Below are 17,117 nucleotides of genomic sequence, written 5' to 3'. Positions count from 1 at the left end.
CAGCGGCGTTGCGAGGCAGAGGCGAAGATGCTCGCCGGCCTCGACGAAGGAGAGGACATCGCCGCCGCCGTTGCTGCCGTCGCCGCCGCCCGCGCCACCGCGTCCTGGTGGGACGAGCCGGTCACCGGCATCGACCACGAGGGCCTAGACCCCGTAGAGGCGCTGTGGCGGGCCCGCGAGTCCGCCCGCCGTGCGCTGACCGACCACACCATCCCGCGCCACGCCGACCCCTTCGCCCAAGGCTTCGCCGTCGCCTTCATCGAGGCCGCCCGCACCTTCTACCGCGACACCGCGCACCTGGACGCCCTCACCACCCGCACCGAAAGGACCCACTCGTGAGCAACCTTTCAACAGCCGTCACCCGGCCCGAGGCGACCGACGCCTGCCTGGTCTTCGAGTTGTGCGCCCTCATCGACGCCACCGCCAGACTCGACGAGAAGCCCCGTGACCGGCTGCAGGCGGTGCAGGAGGTGGTCGCGGTCGCCTACCGCGTCGCTGAGGCGGCCGAGCCGATCCTGGACAACGAGGCCGCGCTGCTCACCGCCCTGCGCGAGGCCGCGACGGCCCGCCCGCCGATCCCCGAGTCCTGCCCCGGCTGCCAGAAGATGGACGGTGGCCGGTGCGGACACCACGCCGGAAGCACCGACGTCGCCGAGACCTACCACGAACTCGGCCACGCCCTCAGCGGCCCCGCCTACGGCCCTTCCCGCCCTGACGGCCTGGCGCCGACAGCCGCCGCCGACCGGCCCTCACGATGACCAACTGACGAAGAGGCGTGAGGACCACGCCCCCACCACTTCGGCGCGCGAGATCAAGGCGTACTGGGTGAAGATGGCGCCGGTCCCTGGGCGCGGGCGATGATCTGCTTGACCTTGCGCCGATCGATGCCGTGCTTGTCGGCCAGGTACCGCTGCGACAGCGGACGCCCCGGCCCGTTCAGGCTCGCCAGATACTCGGTCAGCACGGCCTGCTCCGGCGTCTGCTCCACTTCGGCGCACGCGGGCCCGGCCCGCTCCGTTGCGGTGCGCCCGCCCGTCTCACCCGGCCAGGACGGGCGCGCGTGGCGAGTGAGAGTCATCAACAACTCGAACGAGCCGACCAGCGCCAGCGCGGGCCACGCGCTGACCAGCGCACCGATGGGGCCGTGCGCGGCGCCGTGCGCCACGTTGGCGCCGACGGTGGCGCAGATGCCCGCCGCCAGGCTCCACCCGGCCAGCGCCGGGATAGGCCGGGGGCGGCGGCTGGCATCCAGGATCACCATCGACGCCGCCCAGATCAGCCCGTCCACCGTGAACGGAACCAGCCGCGCCGTCACCCCGGCCTCGCCATGGGAGCGGACCAGGTCGAGCATGTGCGCGTAGGAGATGAGCGCGGCGACACCGGCGACCGTCACCACCGCCAGCGCCGTGGTCGCCCGAATGAGGCGGTCGGTCACCGGCCGGCTCCTCTCACCGTCGTCTCTGCTCTCCGGTGCGCGGTGGGTCGGGTGAAGCCGAGCAGGGTGGAACGGCGGTAGGACTGGACCTGCACCACGGTCCCCGTATGCGGCGCGGCGATCATCTTCCCGCCGCCCACCACCAGGCCGACATGCCCTGGATTGCTGGCCGAGGTGCCGGGACCGGAGTTGAAGAACACCAGATCACCTGGCTGTTCTCGGCCGTGCGGGACGCGGGGGCCCTGCCGCCACTGCGCACCGGACACGCGCGGGATGTCGACTCCGGCGGCACGGTAGGCGGCATAGGTCAGCCCAGAGCAGTCGAAAGCGCCCGGCCCGGTGGCACCCCACACATACGGTTTGCCGAGTTGCACGCGGGCATAGGCGATCGCTTCCGCGGCAGCCTTGCCGGGAGGCAGCGCCGCAGAGAAGACGCCGGCGCACTCGGCTGGACTCGTCTCGGCCTGAGCCCCGCCTTCGGCGTAGGCGCGGGCTTGTCGGAGGACCCTGTCCACGTAGGCGCGCGAGTGGTTGTACTGGAACAGCGCGGCCCGGACGCGTGCGGGTGCGCCGCCGTGCTTGAGGTAACGGGCGGCGGCCGGGATCGCATCGGCCGGATCGTAGACGTCTCTGCGGCCGTCGTGGTCGCCGTCGACACCGAACGAGGTCCAGGTGCCGGGCATGAACTGCATGGGCCCGGCGGCTCCGGCGTGGTTGCGGCCCGAGGCGATACCGGGCCCGGTGCCGCGCCCGTGATCGGACTCGACCTTTCCGACGGCTGCCAGAACATGCCAGCCAATCCCGTACTTTTCTCCGGCTGCGTGGTAGAGCCTCAGGTAGGCGGGCGGGATGTCGCTGACGGAGTCGCCGGGGGCGGGCTGGCAGGCCCCGCTTTCGACCCCGGATCCGGGGAGGACCGCGCCGAGGACGGCGATGAGCACCGCAACGAGTCCGAGGAGCGCGGCGGCTGCTCCGATCACCAGCGGCATCAGATGGTCTCCGACTCGTGCCGGGGCACCGTTCCCCAGAAGATAGACAGGTCGGCGAGCCGGAGCCTGCGGCCGGTGGTCCCGGCGGGCAGCCACACGGGCCCGGCGGGGCCGTCAGGTGACGTGGCGGGGGTGTGGACGGCGGTGGCGACCGGGACCTCCGGGGCGCCGAGCAGGGCCCGCAGGTTGGCTTCCCGTTTGGGGCTGGGGAGCCAGATCAGGACGGGTGTGGTGGTGCCGGTGGCTTCGGCGAGGTCGGCGTAGCCGCCGAGTTTGCGGGCGACCCGGGCGAGGGTTTCGGTGCCGGTGTCGTGCTCGAGGAAGAAGTCAAACGTTCGCGTCGCCCCGCCGGGGTGGGGCTCGGTCCAGCGGCCGAACGCGTCCGGGCGGGCCAGGTCACCCCAGTGTGCGGCGCAGCGGTGCTCGGACCACCACTGGTCCAAGGCGGTGCCGTCGCCACGTTGTTGGGCGTGGGAGTGTAGGCGGACGAAGAAGTCGTTGACGCCGGTCTGGTGGGCCAGGCGGGGTGAGACGGCGATGCCGGTCGCGGCATCTTGCCTGTATCCGAACTCGCTCAAGGGCTGGCCGTGTTGGACGGCCAGCACGTGTGCTCCAGAGGGTCCGAGGACCCAGTGCCAGGGCCCGGACCCGACCGGCACCCAGGTCCGGAACCGCAGCAGCCCATGCAGCCGGTGGAGCTGGTTGAGGCGCTGGCGAGCACGTTCGGGGCTGGGAAAGAACAGGGCGGTGAGCTGACCGGTGGTCAGCACGCGGTGCTCCCACACCAGGGCGAGCAGTTCCCGGTCGCGGCCGGTGAGCCGGTAGGCGACCTCGGCCACCAGTTCGGCGGTCATCCGGGGCGGCCGGACTTGCGCGCCGCGCTGCCTTATGGACGTCTTCGGCCGCCGGGTCACGACTCCACCTCGGCATCCGTGCCGTCCGTCGTGCCGTCCGCCGTCCGGTGTGCTGTGCCGTTCGCCGGGCGGTCGCTCTCGGTGGCTGAGGGTGAGGCGCCAGCAAGGTCGCGGAGCCCGACGGCGGGGATGAGGCGTTTGCTGCGTCCGGCGGCGTATTGCTCGCGGGAGGCGCGGCGGACGGCTGCGGCGCGTCCGGGGACCGGGTCGGGGAGCGGGCGGGTGCGGAAGGTGAAGGCCGGGGTCGGGGCGTTGCCGTCCATCAATCGTGCGGCGGCCTGGTAGGCGCCCAGGTGGGACAGGTCGTGTGGGGCGAGCAGGGGTGCGGTGTGGCGGGCCAGGTCGGTGGCGTCTTCGGGTGAGGCGGCGAAGTAGATCTTGTTGCGGGCGTCGGCCGACACCGCGTCGCGTAGGTCTTTGGGGAGCTGGGAGAGGTGCTGGTGGGCCAGAGTGAGGCTGAACCGGTAGGCGCGGGCCTCGGCGAGGATGTCGGAGATGGAGCCGGGCAGGTTGAGGAAGTTGTGCGCCTCGTCGATGTAGGCGGACGCGTCGCGCCGCTCGCCCTCGTGCTGGGTGGCGCGCGGGGTGATGGCCTGCCAGGTGTGCGCCAAAAGTAGCGATCCGAACAGGCGGACGGCGTCCTCACCGAGCACGCCCTTGGGCAGCCGCGCCAAGATGAGACCGCCGGCGCCGAGCATGCCGCCCAGATCGAGGGTGGAGGCGCCGCCCGAGAGGGTGTGGCGGATGAACGGCCGCAGCAGCACCGCGCGGAGTTTGTTCATCACCGGGCCGATCACCGTCGCCCGCGCCGCCGGAGTCAGCTCGTCGTAGGAGGCCCAGAACCCGCGCAGGAGTTCGTCGTCCAGGCGTGCGGTGACGCGGGTCCGGTAGGGGGTGTCGGTCAGCAGGCGGGGGATGTCGGCCAGGGTGGCGCGGGTGCCGTTGACCCGGGTGAGGGTCAGGCAGGCCGAGCGCAGCAGGTCGTCCAGGCGCGGCCCCCAGGAGGAGGAGAAGCAGCGGCGGAAGGTGGTGACGATCGACTCGGCCGCGAACGCCGGATCGCCACCTGCCAGCACGTTCAGGCAGGGTGGGCGGCCCCGGTCGGCCGGGTCGAACACCACCGTCTGCCCGACCGCCCGCTCAGGGAGGCGGTCCAGGATGTCGGCGACCAGGTCGCCTTTGGGGTCGATGACCAGCGCCCCGCGCCCCGCGGCGGCGTCGGACAGGATGAGGTTGGCCAGGAAGGTGGACTTGCCGACTCCGGTCTGCCCGAGCACGTGCAGGTGCTGGCGTGCGCCGGCGACCGTCAGCCCGACCGGCCGCGGCGCCCCGGCTTCGGAGTCACCGAGCACCCGGACCCCGGGCCCGGCCACCGGGACGGTCGGCGATGGAGCGATGGGGCGGGCGCCGGCGCGGGTGACGCCGGGCGCGGCCAAGTCGTAAGGCAGGTGCGCCAGCGCCGCCAACTCCGGCACCGACAGCAGGTAGCCGCGGTGCAGGTGCCGCGACTCCAGCCGCACGACGGGGCGGCGGAGGCGCCTGCGGCGCAGGCGCTGGTGGCCGGAGGTGAACAACGCGAACGTCGACGCGACCTCGTGGGCGTGCGCCCGCAGCCACCCGGCCTCGACCTGATCGGAGTGGCGAGTGGCCACCCCGTAGCGGATCTGGACCTCGAAACGCGGCTGGGCGGCCTTGCCGAGCACGGCGCGGACCTGTTCGGCGCGTTCGGGGTGCTCGCGAGTGAGCTCGCTGGGGTTGTGGTGCCCGGACATGCCGGGGGTGACCAGGTCGAACAGGAAGCTCTGGTGCGCGGTGGAGCGGCCCCCGCGCAGGGCTGATGCGGCCCGGTGGGCCTTGCCGAGGCGGCGGCCGGTGGCGGGGCGGGCCAGGATCTGCACGGCCAGATGTTCGCCTTCGGCGAGGCCGGATGCGGCCCCCAGCAGGCCCCGTAGCGGGTCGGCGTCGTGGTCGCTGGTGAGCGGGAAGTGCTCGGGTCGGGCCAGGACCAGTCGTCCGCCTGCCGCCTGGTACTCCTCATTGAGGGGGAGTGGTGGTGTGGCGGGGTGGGTGGTGAGGGTGGCGCCGGGCCAGGACGCCCGGACGGTCTTCTCCACTATTCCAGGCGGGATGGTGCCGGGCACCCAGATGTGGAAGCGGACGCCGTTGTGATCGGCGCGGTATTCGAAGGCCAGGTGCGGCTGCCCGAAGACAAGGCGCTTCCAGGCTGGGTGGGTGAGGCCGATGAGGCGGGCCCACCAGGCGGCGGCGCTGGCCGGCTCCACCTTCGGCGGCACCGCCACCTCGATCAACCGGGCACCCGGGGCGAGCCGGCCGTTGCGCCAGTCCCACAGCACCCACCGGACACTCGCCCACGCGGCGGCCGCACCGAGAACACTAAGCACGGCAACGGGCCCATACTCCATGGGGGCGTCGATGAGCCGGTACGGGGCGTGACCGAGGTCGGACAGCAGCCCGTACAGGCCCGTGCCGCCGCCAGAGTCGTGGAGCAGAACGGGGTCCTGGAGCAGGGGTGTGCAGGTCATCGCTGGTCGGCCTCCGCGTCCGTGTCCGTGGCTGCGGTGACGGCGTCGTGCTGGGCACGGCCGCCGTCGAGTTCTGCGAGTTCGGCGGGGTCGGTGGTGACGAGTTGGTGCTCGTGGCCGCTGGCGATTGCGGTGAAGGCGGCCCGTTCGGATCCGGCGCCGGTTCCGCACAGCAGGCCGTGGCCGCGGTCGGCCGCGAGCAGGAAGGTCTTCTCGCCGTCGGTGAGGTCGAAGGCGTCGGCGATCTGGTCGATGGCCTGGGGTGCTTGGCGGAGCAGGATCTGGGTGGCGGAGTTGGTGATCACCGCCCGTCCCAGGTCCGAGCCGAGCAGGTCTCCGGCGTCCTGGGTGACCACTGCCAGGCCGGCCCAGTGCTTGCGGGCGGACTTGGCCAGCCGGTATAGGAACCGGGCGCCCTCGTCCTCACGCATGAGCATCCACGCCTCGTCCACCACGACCAGGCGGCGGCGCCGGTCGGCCGGGTCGGCGACCTGCCGCCAGATCGCGTCCAGGGCCAGGAGCATCCCGACGGGGCGGGTCTCTTCGGGCAGGTCCCGCAGTGAGAACACCACCAGGTGCCCGCCGGGGCGGGTGGTGGTGGGTCCGGCGAACAGACCCCGGTAGGACCCGGTGACGTACGGCGCGAGCCGCGCCGACAGATCGGCCGCCTCGGCCGAGCCATCGGTGCCGGCGCGGTCGAGTGCGTCGGCCAGGTCGGCCAGCAGCGGGGCGCGGCGCTTCCAGGTGCGCGGGTCGGAGGTGATCCCGGCCGCCTTGTAGGCGGCGAGCACGGCCCGGTCCAGCACCGCCCGCGCCGCCGGGGCCGGCGGTTCGCCGAGCATCGCTGCGATCAGCGTGTGGACGAACAGGGCCCGTCGGATCAGAGTGTCCTCTCCTTGCCCTTCGGGCAGGTCGAAGGGGTTGAAGCACATGCCGGGCGCGCCCAGCGGGATGTGGGTGCCGCCGATCGCGCCGGCGAGGCGCTGGTATTCGTCTTCGGGGTCGATGACGGCGACGTGGACGCCTTGGTAGAGCAGGCGGAGGGTTTCGAGTTTGGTGAAGTAGGACTTGCCGGCCCCGGAGCGGGCGAGGGTGACGGAGTTGTAGTTGTCCTGGGCGAACCGGTCCCACACCACCACTCCCGAGGAGTATGCGTTCAGCCCGTACAGCACTGGGGTTTCGCCGAGGTCGGGTTGCAGGTCGGGTGAGGTGAAGGGGAACGCGGCGGCGAGTGCGGCGGTGTCGAACACCCGCCGCGCCCGCACACTGTCATGGGCGAGGGGGAGGGTGGTGGTCCAGCCTTGCAGGGCGCGGAAGGTGGTGGGCTGGGCGTCCAGTAGCAGCGATGCGGCCAGTGCCCGCACCCGTTGCACCTCCGCGTCGAGTTCTGCGTCGTCTTCGGCGTGGACGGTCAGGTACAGCCCGACCCGGAAGAGTCGGCCGTGTCCTCGGGCGAGGGAGGCGGCGAGTTCGGCGGCGTCGTCGGCGGCGGCCTCTGCCGCGAAGTCGGCCAGCCGGCCGTGCTGGGCGTTCGCGCGGGAGGACGATTCGAGCCGGGCGAGTTGGCGGCGCAGCCGCTGCGCGGCCACCAGCGGCGGTACCGGCTCAACGTGCAAGGACACGTCGAGGCGGCCGGGGTAGGTCAGCAGCGGCTCCAGCCAGCCCGCGCCGACCTCCCGCGGATACCCGGTCACTGCGAACGAGGCGCACACCCCGCCCGGCAACTCCACCGACCGCGCCCGCACCCGCAGTCCCGACGGCCCGAACATGCCCGACAAATCACCATCGGTCCTGTGGTCTCGACCGGCCCCATTGCGCCCCTGAACACGGGCAACGATCTTGCGCATCACGCCTCCTGCCGCACGGTGATGAGTTCGTCCGGTGCAGCGTTATCCACAGGTCGGGGCTCGCCTGGGGACAGCGACTCGGCCAGTGCCGCGACGCAGGACCGGCTGTCGAGTACCTCGGCCGCGACACCGAGCGCGGCCAGCGACTGCACGGCCTCGGCGGCTCGCCGCACCACTACCTCGGCGCCGGCGTCTCGCCCGATCCGCTGCCGCCGGCCATTGCCCCACGGTGCGGAGGCGGACGCGGCCGGGGCGGTGGTGAACACGATCAGGACGTGCCGGACCAGTAGGCCGTGGGCGGCGCCGACCTCGGACAGGAATGCGGCATGCTCGCCGGCCGCCTGCTCTAGCGCCGGATCAGGCAGGCCGGGCGCGTGCTCGGTGATGTGGTCGGCCAGGCCTGTCAGGTCGACCGGGCGGGCCTGGACCAGGATCTGCACGGGGGTGTCCAGCGAGTTGAGCCACCGCCCGAACCCGGCGACCAGGCCCGCCTGCTCACCTGGCGTGCGCAGCCCGAACGCCACCGTCCCGGCCCGCACCATCGCCGCCACCCCGCCGCCGGTCAGTTCCATGGCGCCGTCCTGGCGGACGGCCCGGACCGGGAGCCGCAGTGGGGCGGGCAGCCGTCCCCGCATCCGGCACCACGACGGCGGCGCCTGCACCGCACCTTCGGTGGTGACTCGTGCCTTCGGCGCGCGCAGGTGGGCGAGAGCGGTGACCAGGTAGCGGTCCAGGCTCATCCCGTCCCGGCGGGCGACGGCCAGCACGACCCCGCCTGCCGCGACGGGGATCAGCACCGCCACCAGGACCGGGAACGGCAGCACGGCCTGGAAGGTGAGCAGCACCCACAACGCGACGGCGGCGGTGCCGCCAAGGATGGCCAGCTGCCGGGCGGTCAGCCCGTAGAGGATCTTGTCGGGCTGGTCGACGTCGGCGGGGATCTTCACACTCATCGGTTGCTCATGCGAGTGGCTGTTCATGTGCGCCTCCTGCGTTTGGGCGGCTCGGTCCACAAGGTCAGCTGCCGGTGCGGCACCGGCCGCCGCGGCATCCCCGGCAACATCAACTGCCCCGACCGCGGATGCGGCCGCGCCGGTTCTCCAGTCGGCCTGGAGCGTGTTGGCGGGGGCGTGCGCGTTGCCGGGATGGGCAGCGCAAGCTGCACCGGCCGCCCTCTCCGAGGCCGCGCCGGGATCGGGAGCGCGAGCTGCATCGAACGTCCACCTCCGGGAACAGGACCCGATTCCGGGCCGGCAGGGTCGACGGGAGAGCCGGGTGAGGGTGGTTCAGGGGGCGGCGGTGGCCCGGCGGGCAGCGCCAGCCGATGACGCGGCGCCGGCAGCTCCAGCCGCCTCGGCGGCATGGGTGGGGGCGGTGGTACGGGAGGCGGATGCTGGCGCCGTATCGGGGCGACGACGCGGCGCCGGTTGCTCAGCAGAACGCCCAGCCCCCGGTAGAGGATCAGGCTGCGCAGCAGACCGCCGAGCATGCGCGGCTGCGCCGGACGCCAGATGGTGCGCGCCACCCAGGACGGGATCCGCAGCATCACCCACAGCAGGCATGCCGCCAGCAGCAGATCGGTCACGTCGTTATGCGACGGGATACCGAGGAGATGGTCGCCGCTGTCGCCGGTTTCGGAGAACATCAGCCGGAACGCGGTCGCCAGCACCAGCGACTGGCACACCTGGATTGCCAAGATCCCGCTGATCCCGCGCCACCACAGCCGCGCCAGCCCGTCCGTCAGAGGCAGGGCGTGGAACATCAACGCCAAAGGCGCCGCGGCGATCAGCACCATCGTGATCGCCAGCCGGATGATGTAGATGAAAGCCACGCACAGCGCCAGCACCACTACGCCCAGCCCCAGGAACGCGGTGAACGGCTGCCCCGGCACCAGATTCGCCGCCACGAAACCGGCCACCACATCGGCGACCACACTCGGATCAACCGATTCGGCGCCCGCGTCCAGAAACGCCCCGGCCAGCCCGTTGGCGAACCCGACCCCGTATCCGATCAGGACCAGGCTGAGGTTGGAGGCCAGGAACGCCCCCACGATCCGTACCGCGAGTTGCCCGGGGGTGAGCTCGGCGCCGGGCAGGCTGTGCCCGGCCATCAACCACACCCCACCGGCGGTGATGAGCAGCACGTAGCAGGTGTTGGCGATCGTCTGCGACACGCCCCACAGATCCCGCGCCCGCGCCATCTCCGCCGAGTCCACCTCCGGCGTGCCCAGCACCGTGTCGCGCAGCAACCCGAAGACCGGCTTGGCAGCCGACGACACCAGGTCGGTGAACCAGCCGTTCACCGCACGCTTGGCCATACAACTCACATCAGCGAATCCGCAACCGTCCTCACCGCTGGTGCCCTGCCCGCCCGGCGCTGCTGGTGTGGGCGAGGACCCCGGCGACGGAGACGGCGAAGACGGGGCTGGCGTTGACGAAGGTGATGTCGGTGAGGGCGATGCCGGAGCCGCCGGAGGCGCAACCGGCGGGGTCTGCGCAGGAGCACCAGGAGACGGACTCGGCGCCGGATCGGCCACAGCCTTCACGGGGAGCGCTGACACCCACAGCCAGGCCCCGGCTGCCAGCACCACGAGCACGGCGACCTTGGCGGCGGCGCCGACCGGTGGCCCGAGGCCAGCCATTCGCAGGGTTCGCCGGCTCAGGGCGGTATCGGGAGTCACGAGGGTGTGCCCACGATGCTCTGCAGCAGCTTGACCAGCACCGGAGCCAGCACCGCCACCGAGTACCCGATCGCCGCGTACCGCAGTGTCTTCTTGGCCGCCTCCACCTCACCCGGGTCACCCCCGGCCAGGATGTAGCGGACTCCGCCGATCGTGGCGAAGAGCGTCGCCAACCCCACTAGCAGGCCGACGATCACGTTCCGCAGGTTGGTGATCACCTCATCCAGCGAGGCGGCCGCGGCCAGGCCCGTGCCGGCCTCGGCGACACCGGGCACCAGCAAGGAGGCGGCCACGCACCCGCCCGTCCACAGCAGCGAAGCGGTCAAGACCCGGCGTCGGCTGGGCCGTCGGCGGGTGGTGCGGTCCGCAGCAGCGGATCGCTGAGAGGTGTCCGTCGTCGGCCCGCGGCCTTCCCGAGTGCACCTGGGACGGCGGGTGTGCTGGCGTGCGTGATCGTGGATGCGCATGGCAGTGTCTCCGAACACGAGGTGGGAAACGGGTACGGGCTGCCATCGAGACCACCGGCACCGGCGCGGCCAAAAGAGGCTGCGGGTGTCCTCCTTGAAGGAACACGAGGCGACGGGATGATGCGGCGGGGACCGGGCTCGAAGCCGTCCGCCCTTCTAACTGCGCCAAGCGCCGGTGATCTCGACAGGCACCCGTGAAGCACCGCGACACCGGCCCGAATTCACCCGGCCATCGACGGCCTTGACCAACCTTTGAAGCGCCTCACTCCGCCAGCGCCGACCTCGGGAACACGCTCAACCCCTGCCGGAAGGTGCCCGGTGGTCCTCGCGGCCGAGTGGCGGCGGACATACAGCTGGTAAGGAACGGCTCGGCCCGCCTTGGTTAAAAGGTGACCACCGGCGTGGGTGAAAACCGGATCGTCCGGCGGTTCTTCATTGCTGCAACGGGGATCGGGTGGCCGTCTCGGGTCACCCAGCAGATGAACCGCACACCGCCCAATCCGAACCACTCACCCACCGGACCCACCGGCGACCTCCAGCGCCGGATGGTGCCGCTGACCGTCTGGCTGTGCTCCGACACCACCGACTCGGCGCCCTCCAACGCGGGCAGCCGAGCTGATCCAGGCGCTGAGCACGCCAGCGCACACGCCACCCGGTCCGCCGCGCAGATCTGCCTGCCGCACCGGCAGGCGGTCGGCCGGGAACTGGCCCGACACCTGATCGGCACCTGCACCCACGAAGGCGACCTGGTCGCGGAGGGCTTTACCACTAGTGAGGCCACCCTGGTCGCCGCCGCCGGCCTCGGCCGCCGGGGGATCGCGCTGGTCCCGCACTTCCCGCTCGCCCAGCACATCGGAACCCGGCTGCGCGCCGGCCTGACCCAGGACCAGTTGGCGCAGGTTCAGATGAGGCCGGCCCGCCCGGACCAGATGGCCCGTGGCCTGGCCGACCACCTCGGCGACGTCGCCTTGGTCGTTGCCGCACCGCCTCCGTATGAGACCGGCGGCCAGCCGCCGCGCAGGGTGGGGGAGCGCGGCTGTCCGGCGTGCCGGGCGGACCTGTGGATGCTCACCAGCGAGCAACTGGGTCTGTTCCTGGCCTCGGCGTGGAAGGTGCTGCGGCCTGGCGGGGTCCTGGCGATCACTACCACTGCTCGCCACCAGGGCGGGCGCCTCATCGATCCTGCGCCGCGCGTCATCCGCCGGGCGCAGGGGCTGGGGTTCCGGTATGTCCAGCACGTCATCGCGCTCCGCGTCCCCATCGACGGAGACGCCCTGGTCGTCCAGGCCGGGCCGGCCGACCTGGCCCACCTCCGCGACGCCCGCTCCCGGGTGCTGCCGCCCCTGGTCAGCGTCCACGCCGACCTGTGCCTGTTCACCAAACCCCGGGCCCAGGGGAAGGGGAGCGCCCGATGAACCACAACGCCTCCACCGCCACGGCGAGACTCGCATCAGTACTGGTGACGGGGCAGCGGCCCTCCCGGCTGCAGCGCCACGGGCGCTACACGCCCGAGTCGATACGCCACCCCGGCAAGATGCTGCCCGCGATCGCCGCCACCGTCATCGAAGCCTTCACCCGTCCCGGAGACCTGGTGGTCGACCCGATGTGCGGGATCGGCACCACCCTGGTCGAGGCCATCCACCTGGGCCGTGACGCCGCCGGGGTGGAGTACGAGCCCGACTTCGTGCACCTCACCGTGGGCAACCTGCGGCACGCCCACGGCCAGGGAGCCACCGGCACACCGCAGTTGGTGTGCGGGGACGCCCGCAACATCGCCACCCTCTACCGCGCCCTGGAGGGGAGAGCGGCGCTGGTGCTCACCTCACCGCCCTATGGTTCACACACCCACGGGCACATCCGCTCCGGACGCGACAACGGCGGCGGAAAGATCGACAAACGCCACCACAGCTACTCCACCGACCGCGGCAACCTCGCCCACCAGCCCCTGCCCGGCCTCCTGGACGCCTTCGGCCACATCCTCGCCGGCAGCGCCACCCTGCTGCGCCCCGGCGGTGTGATCGCCATAACCGTCCGGCCGATCCGGGTCAAAGGGGAGCTGATCGACCTGCCCGGCCAGGTCATCGACACCGCCCAACGCCACGGCCTCACCCTGGTCGGCCGGTACGCCGCCCTGCTCGCCGGTCTGCGCGACGGGGGGCTGGTCAACCGGGCCTCGTTCTTCCAGATGCTGGAGACCCGCCGCGCCCGCGACCGCGGCATCCCCGCCTGCGCCACCGCCCACGAAGACCTGCTCCTGTTCCAACGCGCCACCGACCTGCCGGAGGCGGCCCGATGACCGACCACCGGCACCACAAGCCGGCAGGGCGGAACCGGGTCCTGGAGATGCTGGCCAGCCTCCAGCTCGGCCTATGCGGGCGGTGCGGACGCGCCCGCTACCTCACCCGCCGCACCGCCCGGCACGCCGCCCGCATCGCCGCACCCGGCACCCGGCTACGCGCCTACCGATGCGGCGACGCCTGGCACCTGACCATCCCGGCAGGCCGCCCCCAGTTCATCGCGCCACCCGTCACGACCGTGCAGGAGACCGTCCCGGTCAGCCGCGGGCTTGACCGGCGGGGCGAAGGCGAGCGTCGATACGGGCGCTCCGCACCAGCCGGACCCGCCCGCCCGCGCGGCAGGCGACGCCCGTCCGGCGGCCGGAGCGGTTCTGACCCGCTGGAGGACGCCCGTGACACCCGCACCGCCCGCACCCATCCCTGCTGGCCTCACGGCCGCCGTGGGGCGGCGCCGGTTGCCGGGGGTGCGCGGTGAAGCCCGGGCTGACTCCAGCGGAACTCCGTTCGCTGCCCGTCACCATCGACCTGGTCACCGCCGCACGCGCGTTCGGCATCGGACGCACCAAGGCCTACCAGCTCGCCCGCACCGGGACCTTCCCCTGCCGGGTGCTGCAGGTCGGCCGCAACTACCGGGTGTCCACCGCCGACCTGCAGACCGCCCTGGGCCTCAGCCCCAAGGCGCCCGCCAGCGGCGACCCGGGCACGACCGGCGGGCAGCCTCCCAGCGACGAGAAGGAAGGCTGAATGGCCGCCAAGGGAAGCACGTTCAAGACCTGCGGATGCCGCGACCAGGACGGCAGACTGCTCGGCAAGAAATGCCCGAAGCTGCGGCGCGGCAAGGGCCGCTGGAGCAGCACCCACGGCTCCTGGAACTACCAGCTCGAACTCCCGCCCACCGCCGCCGGGGCCCGGCGCAGCCCGCTGCGCCGGGGCGGGTTCACCACCCAGGACGCCGCCGACGCCGAGCTGAATCGCGCCAAGGAACTCCTGGCCATCGCCACCGATGACACGGCCCGCGTGCAGATCGCCGACCTGATCGTCACTACCGTCCGCGCCACCAAAGCGCTGCCCGACCCCAACGAGGTGCGCCGCAAAGTCCGCACCGGGCAGGACCTGGGCCGGTCGATCACCGTGGGGGAGTACCTGGAGACCTGGCTGGCCGGACGCCGGAACCTGCGCGAAGGCACCCGCCGCTCCTACGCCGGCCACATCGAGCTGTACCTCAAACCCCACCTCGGGCACATCCTGCTGGAACGGCTCCGCGTCACCGACGTCGACCGGATCTTCGACGCCATCGACGAACTCAACGAGCAGATCACCACCGCCCGCGAATCCGGAGACCCCAGACTGCGCGCCAAGGTCAAGGGACGGCGAGTGGTCGGCCCGGCCACCAAGCAGCGCATCCGCGCGACCCTGAGGTCCGCGCTGAACAAGGCCATCAAGCAACGCCTCATCGAGATCAACGTCGCCTCCCTGGTCGAACTGCCCTCCGGCAAAGCACCCAAGGCCCTGGTGTGGACCGACGAGCGCATCGCCGAATGGGAGCAGGCCTTCAACGAGCACACCGAGACGATGAACGCGCGCCGCAAACGGCAGGCACGGCTGGAACCGCACAAGCGGATCGGGGACCGGATCAACCGGCTGGACGCCTACATCGGCGCCCCACGCCCGTCCAAGGTCATGGTCTGGACCCCCGCCCTGACCAAGCAGTTCCTGCAGCGGGCACGCGGCCACCGCCTGTACGCACAGTTCCATCTGATCGCCTGCCGCGGCCTGCGCCGCGGCGAGTCCTGCGGCCTGCGCTGGCCCGACCTGGACCTGCGAGGCGGCACTGCGACGATCCGGTGGCAGATCACCCAGATCGGCCCCGACACCTTCCAAGGCAAACCCAAATCCGAAGCCGGAGAGGCCACCATCAGCCTGGACTCCACCACCATCAAGGAACTACGCGCCCACAAGACGCGACAGAACACCGAACGCCTCGCCGCCGGCGACGCCTGGACCGAGACCGGATTCGTCTTCACCACACCCACCGGCCAGCCGGTCAACCCCAACGACGTCACCGACCAGTTCGAACAGCTGTCCATGGAGGCCGGACTACCACCGATCCGGCTGCACGACCTGCGGCACGGCGCCGCCACCTTCCTGCTGGCCGCCGGATACGACATGAAGGTCGTCCAGGAGACCCTGCGGCTCTCCTCGATCGCAATCGCCTCCGACATCTACACCAGCGTCCTACCACAACTGGGCCGCCAAGCCGCCGAAGACGCCGCCGCCCTCATCCACAACGCCCACCACCCGGCCAGCCGCCCACCCGAACCATCCAGCGCCACCATCACCCCGCTGCCCGGACACGCCCAGCCCAACGGCGACGCAAACCCAAGCCCTGACGCCGGGCAGAGCGAAACCCACAATGCCGACGGCCCGGACTCCGACACCAACGCCCAGGCGTCCTAACGCCCCGCACGGTTCACCGACCGAAATAGCCGCGCAACGCGCCGACACACGCAGCTTGGTGAGTCCCATCATGCGGGAAGCGGCCTCGGCACTCGGCCCGAACCCAACCCGGCACCCGACGCGCCCGCGGCGGCTTCACCGTCCGCGGGCGCCGGGCTCTCTCCTTGGGTGTGACCGTGCTGCTGCGTGGACGCGGAGGCTGTACCCGGCGGTTGCCGGGTACAGCCTCCGCCGGCGCCACGTTGGCCTCGCTACTCGGACGATCGTGATCACGCCGAGTACGGCTCGGAGAACGTCCGCCTCCGGGTGTGGCGGCCTGTCCGGTCGGGGACGGGCTCAACCAGTAGTCCAGGGGCGTCGCGTCTGTCCTGGGCAGCCGAGACGATGGGGATGCCCCGGGCGCCCCCGCGAAGTAGAAGACGGCCACGGTGCCAAGGGCGGCCAGCCCGGCACTGACCACAGGCGCCGCCCAGCGGCGGCGGTCGCGAGGGCGCCGGTGTCGGCGGCGCGGACGGACACGCCACGGCTCATCGAGCTCAGGCAGCACCCGCACTTCCGGCGGGGTTGGCGAGTTCGTGATCACCACACTTGGCTACCAACAGTGATGATCCTCGCACAATCAGGCACGCTGTTGGTGGCTCCATGTGACCACGTCGTTGGTGCTGGCTGAGTATCACGACGCTCGCTGCAGCAGGTGCCCGAATGGACTTGTCCTGGCTGTTATGTATCATTTGAGCGTGATGTCAGTACAGGCTGATGTGTTGAGGTTGCTGGCCGACCCGCTGCGTGCGCAGATCGTGTCGCTACTGGCTGAAGAGGCGTTGTGCAACTGCCACCTCGTTGAGGAGACCGGCGCTAAGCAGACCAACATCTCCAACCACCTGCGGGCGCTGCGCGAAGCTGGGCTCGTGGACACCGAGCCCTGCGGGCGGTTCACCTACTACCGGCTACGGCCCGAAGCGCTGGAGCACCTGGCCGCCGAACTCGGAGAACTGGCCGCCGCCGCCCGCGAGGCCCAGACCCTCCAGCGGAAGAGGCCGTGCACGTGACCAGCACGCAAGACTCCGGCGCCGCCACACGCCCGCAGGAAGCGGGGGTGGTCGCCGGGCTGTCGACCCTCGACCGGTTCCTGCCGGTGTGGATCATCGCCGCGATGGTGCTCGGCCTCGGGCTGGGACGCGCCGTCCCCGGACTGGACGACGCGCTGGCCCGGGTCGAGGCCGGCGGGATCTCGCTGCCGATCGCGCTGGGCCTGCTGGTGATGATGTACCCGGTGCTGGCCAAGGTCCGCTACGACCGGCTCGACACCGTCACCGGCGACCGCCGCCTCATGCTGACCTCACTGCTGCTCAACTGGGTGGTCGGCCCGGCGGTGATGTTCGCGCTGGCCTGGATCTTCCTGCCGGACCTGCCCGAGTACCGCACCGGCCTGATCATCGTCGGGCTGGCCCGCTGCATCGCGATGGTCATCATCTGGAACGACCTGGC

Annotated in this window: 17 protein-coding genes; 9 read left to right on the top strand and 8 right to left on the bottom strand. The window is 71.7% G+C overall.

From position 1 onward, the window contains the following. Both ABFX46_RS42620 and ABFX46_RS42615 read left to right on the top strand, forming a co-directional pair. A partial coding sequence (locus tag ABFX46_RS42620; RefSeq protein ID WP_346050231.1) for a hypothetical protein occupies window positions 1–339 on the top strand: 339 nt, incomplete at its 5' end. Then, entirely contained in the window at window positions 336–758 is a 423-nt protein-coding gene (locus tag ABFX46_RS42615) for a hypothetical protein (protein WP_346050229.1), read from the top strand. The genes ABFX46_RS42620 and ABFX46_RS42615, both read left to right, overlap by 4 nt. Before the next feature lie 53 nt (window positions 759–811). Here the strand turns inward: ABFX46_RS42615 and ABFX46_RS42610 are convergent, their stop codons facing one another. The 8 genes from ABFX46_RS42610 to ABFX46_RS42575 all read right to left on the bottom strand — a co-directional run bounded on the left by ABFX46_RS42610 (window position 812) and on the right by ABFX46_RS42575 (window position 10,734). Then, the gene (locus tag ABFX46_RS42610) at window positions 812–1,435 is read right to left on the bottom strand and encodes a DUF2637 domain-containing protein (RefSeq protein ID WP_346050227.1); all 624 of its coding nucleotides are present in this window, start codon (window positions 1,433–1,435) and stop codon (window positions 812–814) included. Beyond that, window positions 1,432–2,424: a C40 family peptidase gene (locus ABFX46_RS42605; protein ID WP_346050225.1), complete on the bottom strand. Its 993-nt coding sequence runs from the start codon at window positions 2,422–2,424 to the stop codon at window positions 1,432–1,434. The genes ABFX46_RS42610 and ABFX46_RS42605 overlap by 4 nt, the downstream gene beginning before the upstream one ends. Then, window positions 2,424–3,338, bottom strand: a complete 915-nt coding sequence (locus ABFX46_RS42600; protein ID WP_346050223.1) for a replication-relaxation family protein — start codon at window positions 3,336–3,338, stop codon at window positions 2,424–2,426. Before ABFX46_RS42600 ends, ABFX46_RS42605 begins: the two co-directional genes overlap by 1 nt. Next, a complete protein-coding gene (locus ABFX46_RS42595; protein ID WP_346050221.1) occupies window positions 3,335–5,881 on the bottom strand; it encodes a type IV secretory system conjugative DNA transfer family protein in 2,547 nt (848 codons plus the stop codon). The genes ABFX46_RS42600 and ABFX46_RS42595 overlap by 4 nt, the downstream gene beginning before the upstream one ends. Next, complete coding sequence (locus tag ABFX46_RS42590; RefSeq protein ID WP_346050220.1) at window positions 5,878–7,650, bottom strand: VirB4 family type IV secretion system protein; 1,773 nt, start codon at window positions 7,648–7,650, stop codon at window positions 5,878–5,880. The genes ABFX46_RS42595 and ABFX46_RS42590 overlap by 4 nt, the downstream gene beginning before the upstream one ends. 77 nt (window positions 7,651–7,727) lie before the next feature. After that, on the bottom strand, window positions 7,728–8,681 hold the full coding sequence (locus ABFX46_RS42585; RefSeq protein WP_346050218.1) for a PrgI family protein: 954 nt from the start codon (window positions 8,679–8,681) through the stop codon (window positions 7,728–7,730). A 23-nt stretch (window positions 8,682–8,704) separates the two neighbouring features. Next, window positions 8,705–10,045 carry a hypothetical protein gene (locus ABFX46_RS42580; protein ID WP_346050216.1) on the bottom strand — a complete coding sequence of 447 codons (1,341 nt, stop codon included), beginning with the start codon at window positions 10,043–10,045 and terminating at the stop codon, window positions 8,705–8,707. 359 nt (window positions 10,046–10,404) lie between these two features. Beyond that, complete coding sequence (locus tag ABFX46_RS42575) at window positions 10,405–10,734, bottom strand: pilin (RefSeq protein ID WP_301177925.1); 330 nt, start codon at window positions 10,732–10,734, stop codon at window positions 10,405–10,407. Between the two features lie 542 nt (window positions 10,735–11,276). On the opposite strand from ABFX46_RS42575, the gene ABFX46_RS42570 reads away from it, so the two are divergent. The 7 genes from ABFX46_RS42570 to ABFX46_RS42540 form a co-directional block, all read left to right on the top strand. Beyond that, complete coding sequence (locus ABFX46_RS42570; protein ID WP_346050214.1) at window positions 11,277–12,290, top strand: hypothetical protein; 1,014 nt, start codon at window positions 11,277–11,279, stop codon at window positions 12,288–12,290. Further along, the gene (locus ABFX46_RS42565) at window positions 12,287–13,171 is read left to right on the top strand and encodes a TRM11 family SAM-dependent methyltransferase (RefSeq protein WP_346050212.1); all 885 of its coding nucleotides are present in this window, start codon (window positions 12,287–12,289) and stop codon (window positions 13,169–13,171) included. The genes ABFX46_RS42570 and ABFX46_RS42565 overlap by 4 nt, the downstream gene beginning before the upstream one ends. Continuing rightward, a complete protein-coding gene (locus ABFX46_RS42560) occupies window positions 13,168–13,647 on the top strand; it encodes a hypothetical protein (RefSeq protein WP_346050210.1) in 480 nt (159 codons plus the stop codon). The genes ABFX46_RS42565 and ABFX46_RS42560 overlap by 4 nt, the downstream gene beginning before the upstream one ends. Continuing rightward, window positions 13,644–13,916, top strand: coding sequence for a helix-turn-helix domain-containing protein (locus ABFX46_RS42555; RefSeq protein ID WP_346050208.1), 273 nt, complete (start codon window positions 13,644–13,646; stop codon window positions 13,914–13,916). Before ABFX46_RS42560 ends, ABFX46_RS42555 begins: the two co-directional genes overlap by 4 nt. Continuing rightward, window positions 13,917–15,629 (top strand): tyrosine-type recombinase/integrase, encoded by a 1,713-nt coding sequence (locus ABFX46_RS42550; RefSeq protein WP_346050206.1) that lies wholly within the window; start codon window positions 13,917–13,919, stop codon window positions 15,627–15,629. Window positions 15,630–16,390: 761 nt separating this feature from the next. Then, a complete protein-coding gene (locus ABFX46_RS42545; RefSeq protein ID WP_346050204.1) occupies window positions 16,391–16,678 on the top strand; it encodes an ArsR/SmtB family transcription factor in 288 nt (95 codons plus the stop codon). Continuing rightward, the coding region (locus tag ABFX46_RS42540) for an arsenic resistance protein (protein ID WP_428831381.1) at window positions 16,675–17,117 on the top strand (443 nt) is incomplete at its 3' end. The genes ABFX46_RS42545 and ABFX46_RS42540, both read left to right, overlap by 4 nt.

It is taken from the genome of Actinomadura chokoriensis (genome assembly GCF_039529475.1).
Classification (GTDB): Bacteria; Actinomycetota; Actinomycetes; order Streptosporangiales; family Streptosporangiaceae; genus Spirillospora; species Spirillospora bangladeshensis.
This window is presented reverse-complemented; position numbering and strand designations above follow the sequence as displayed.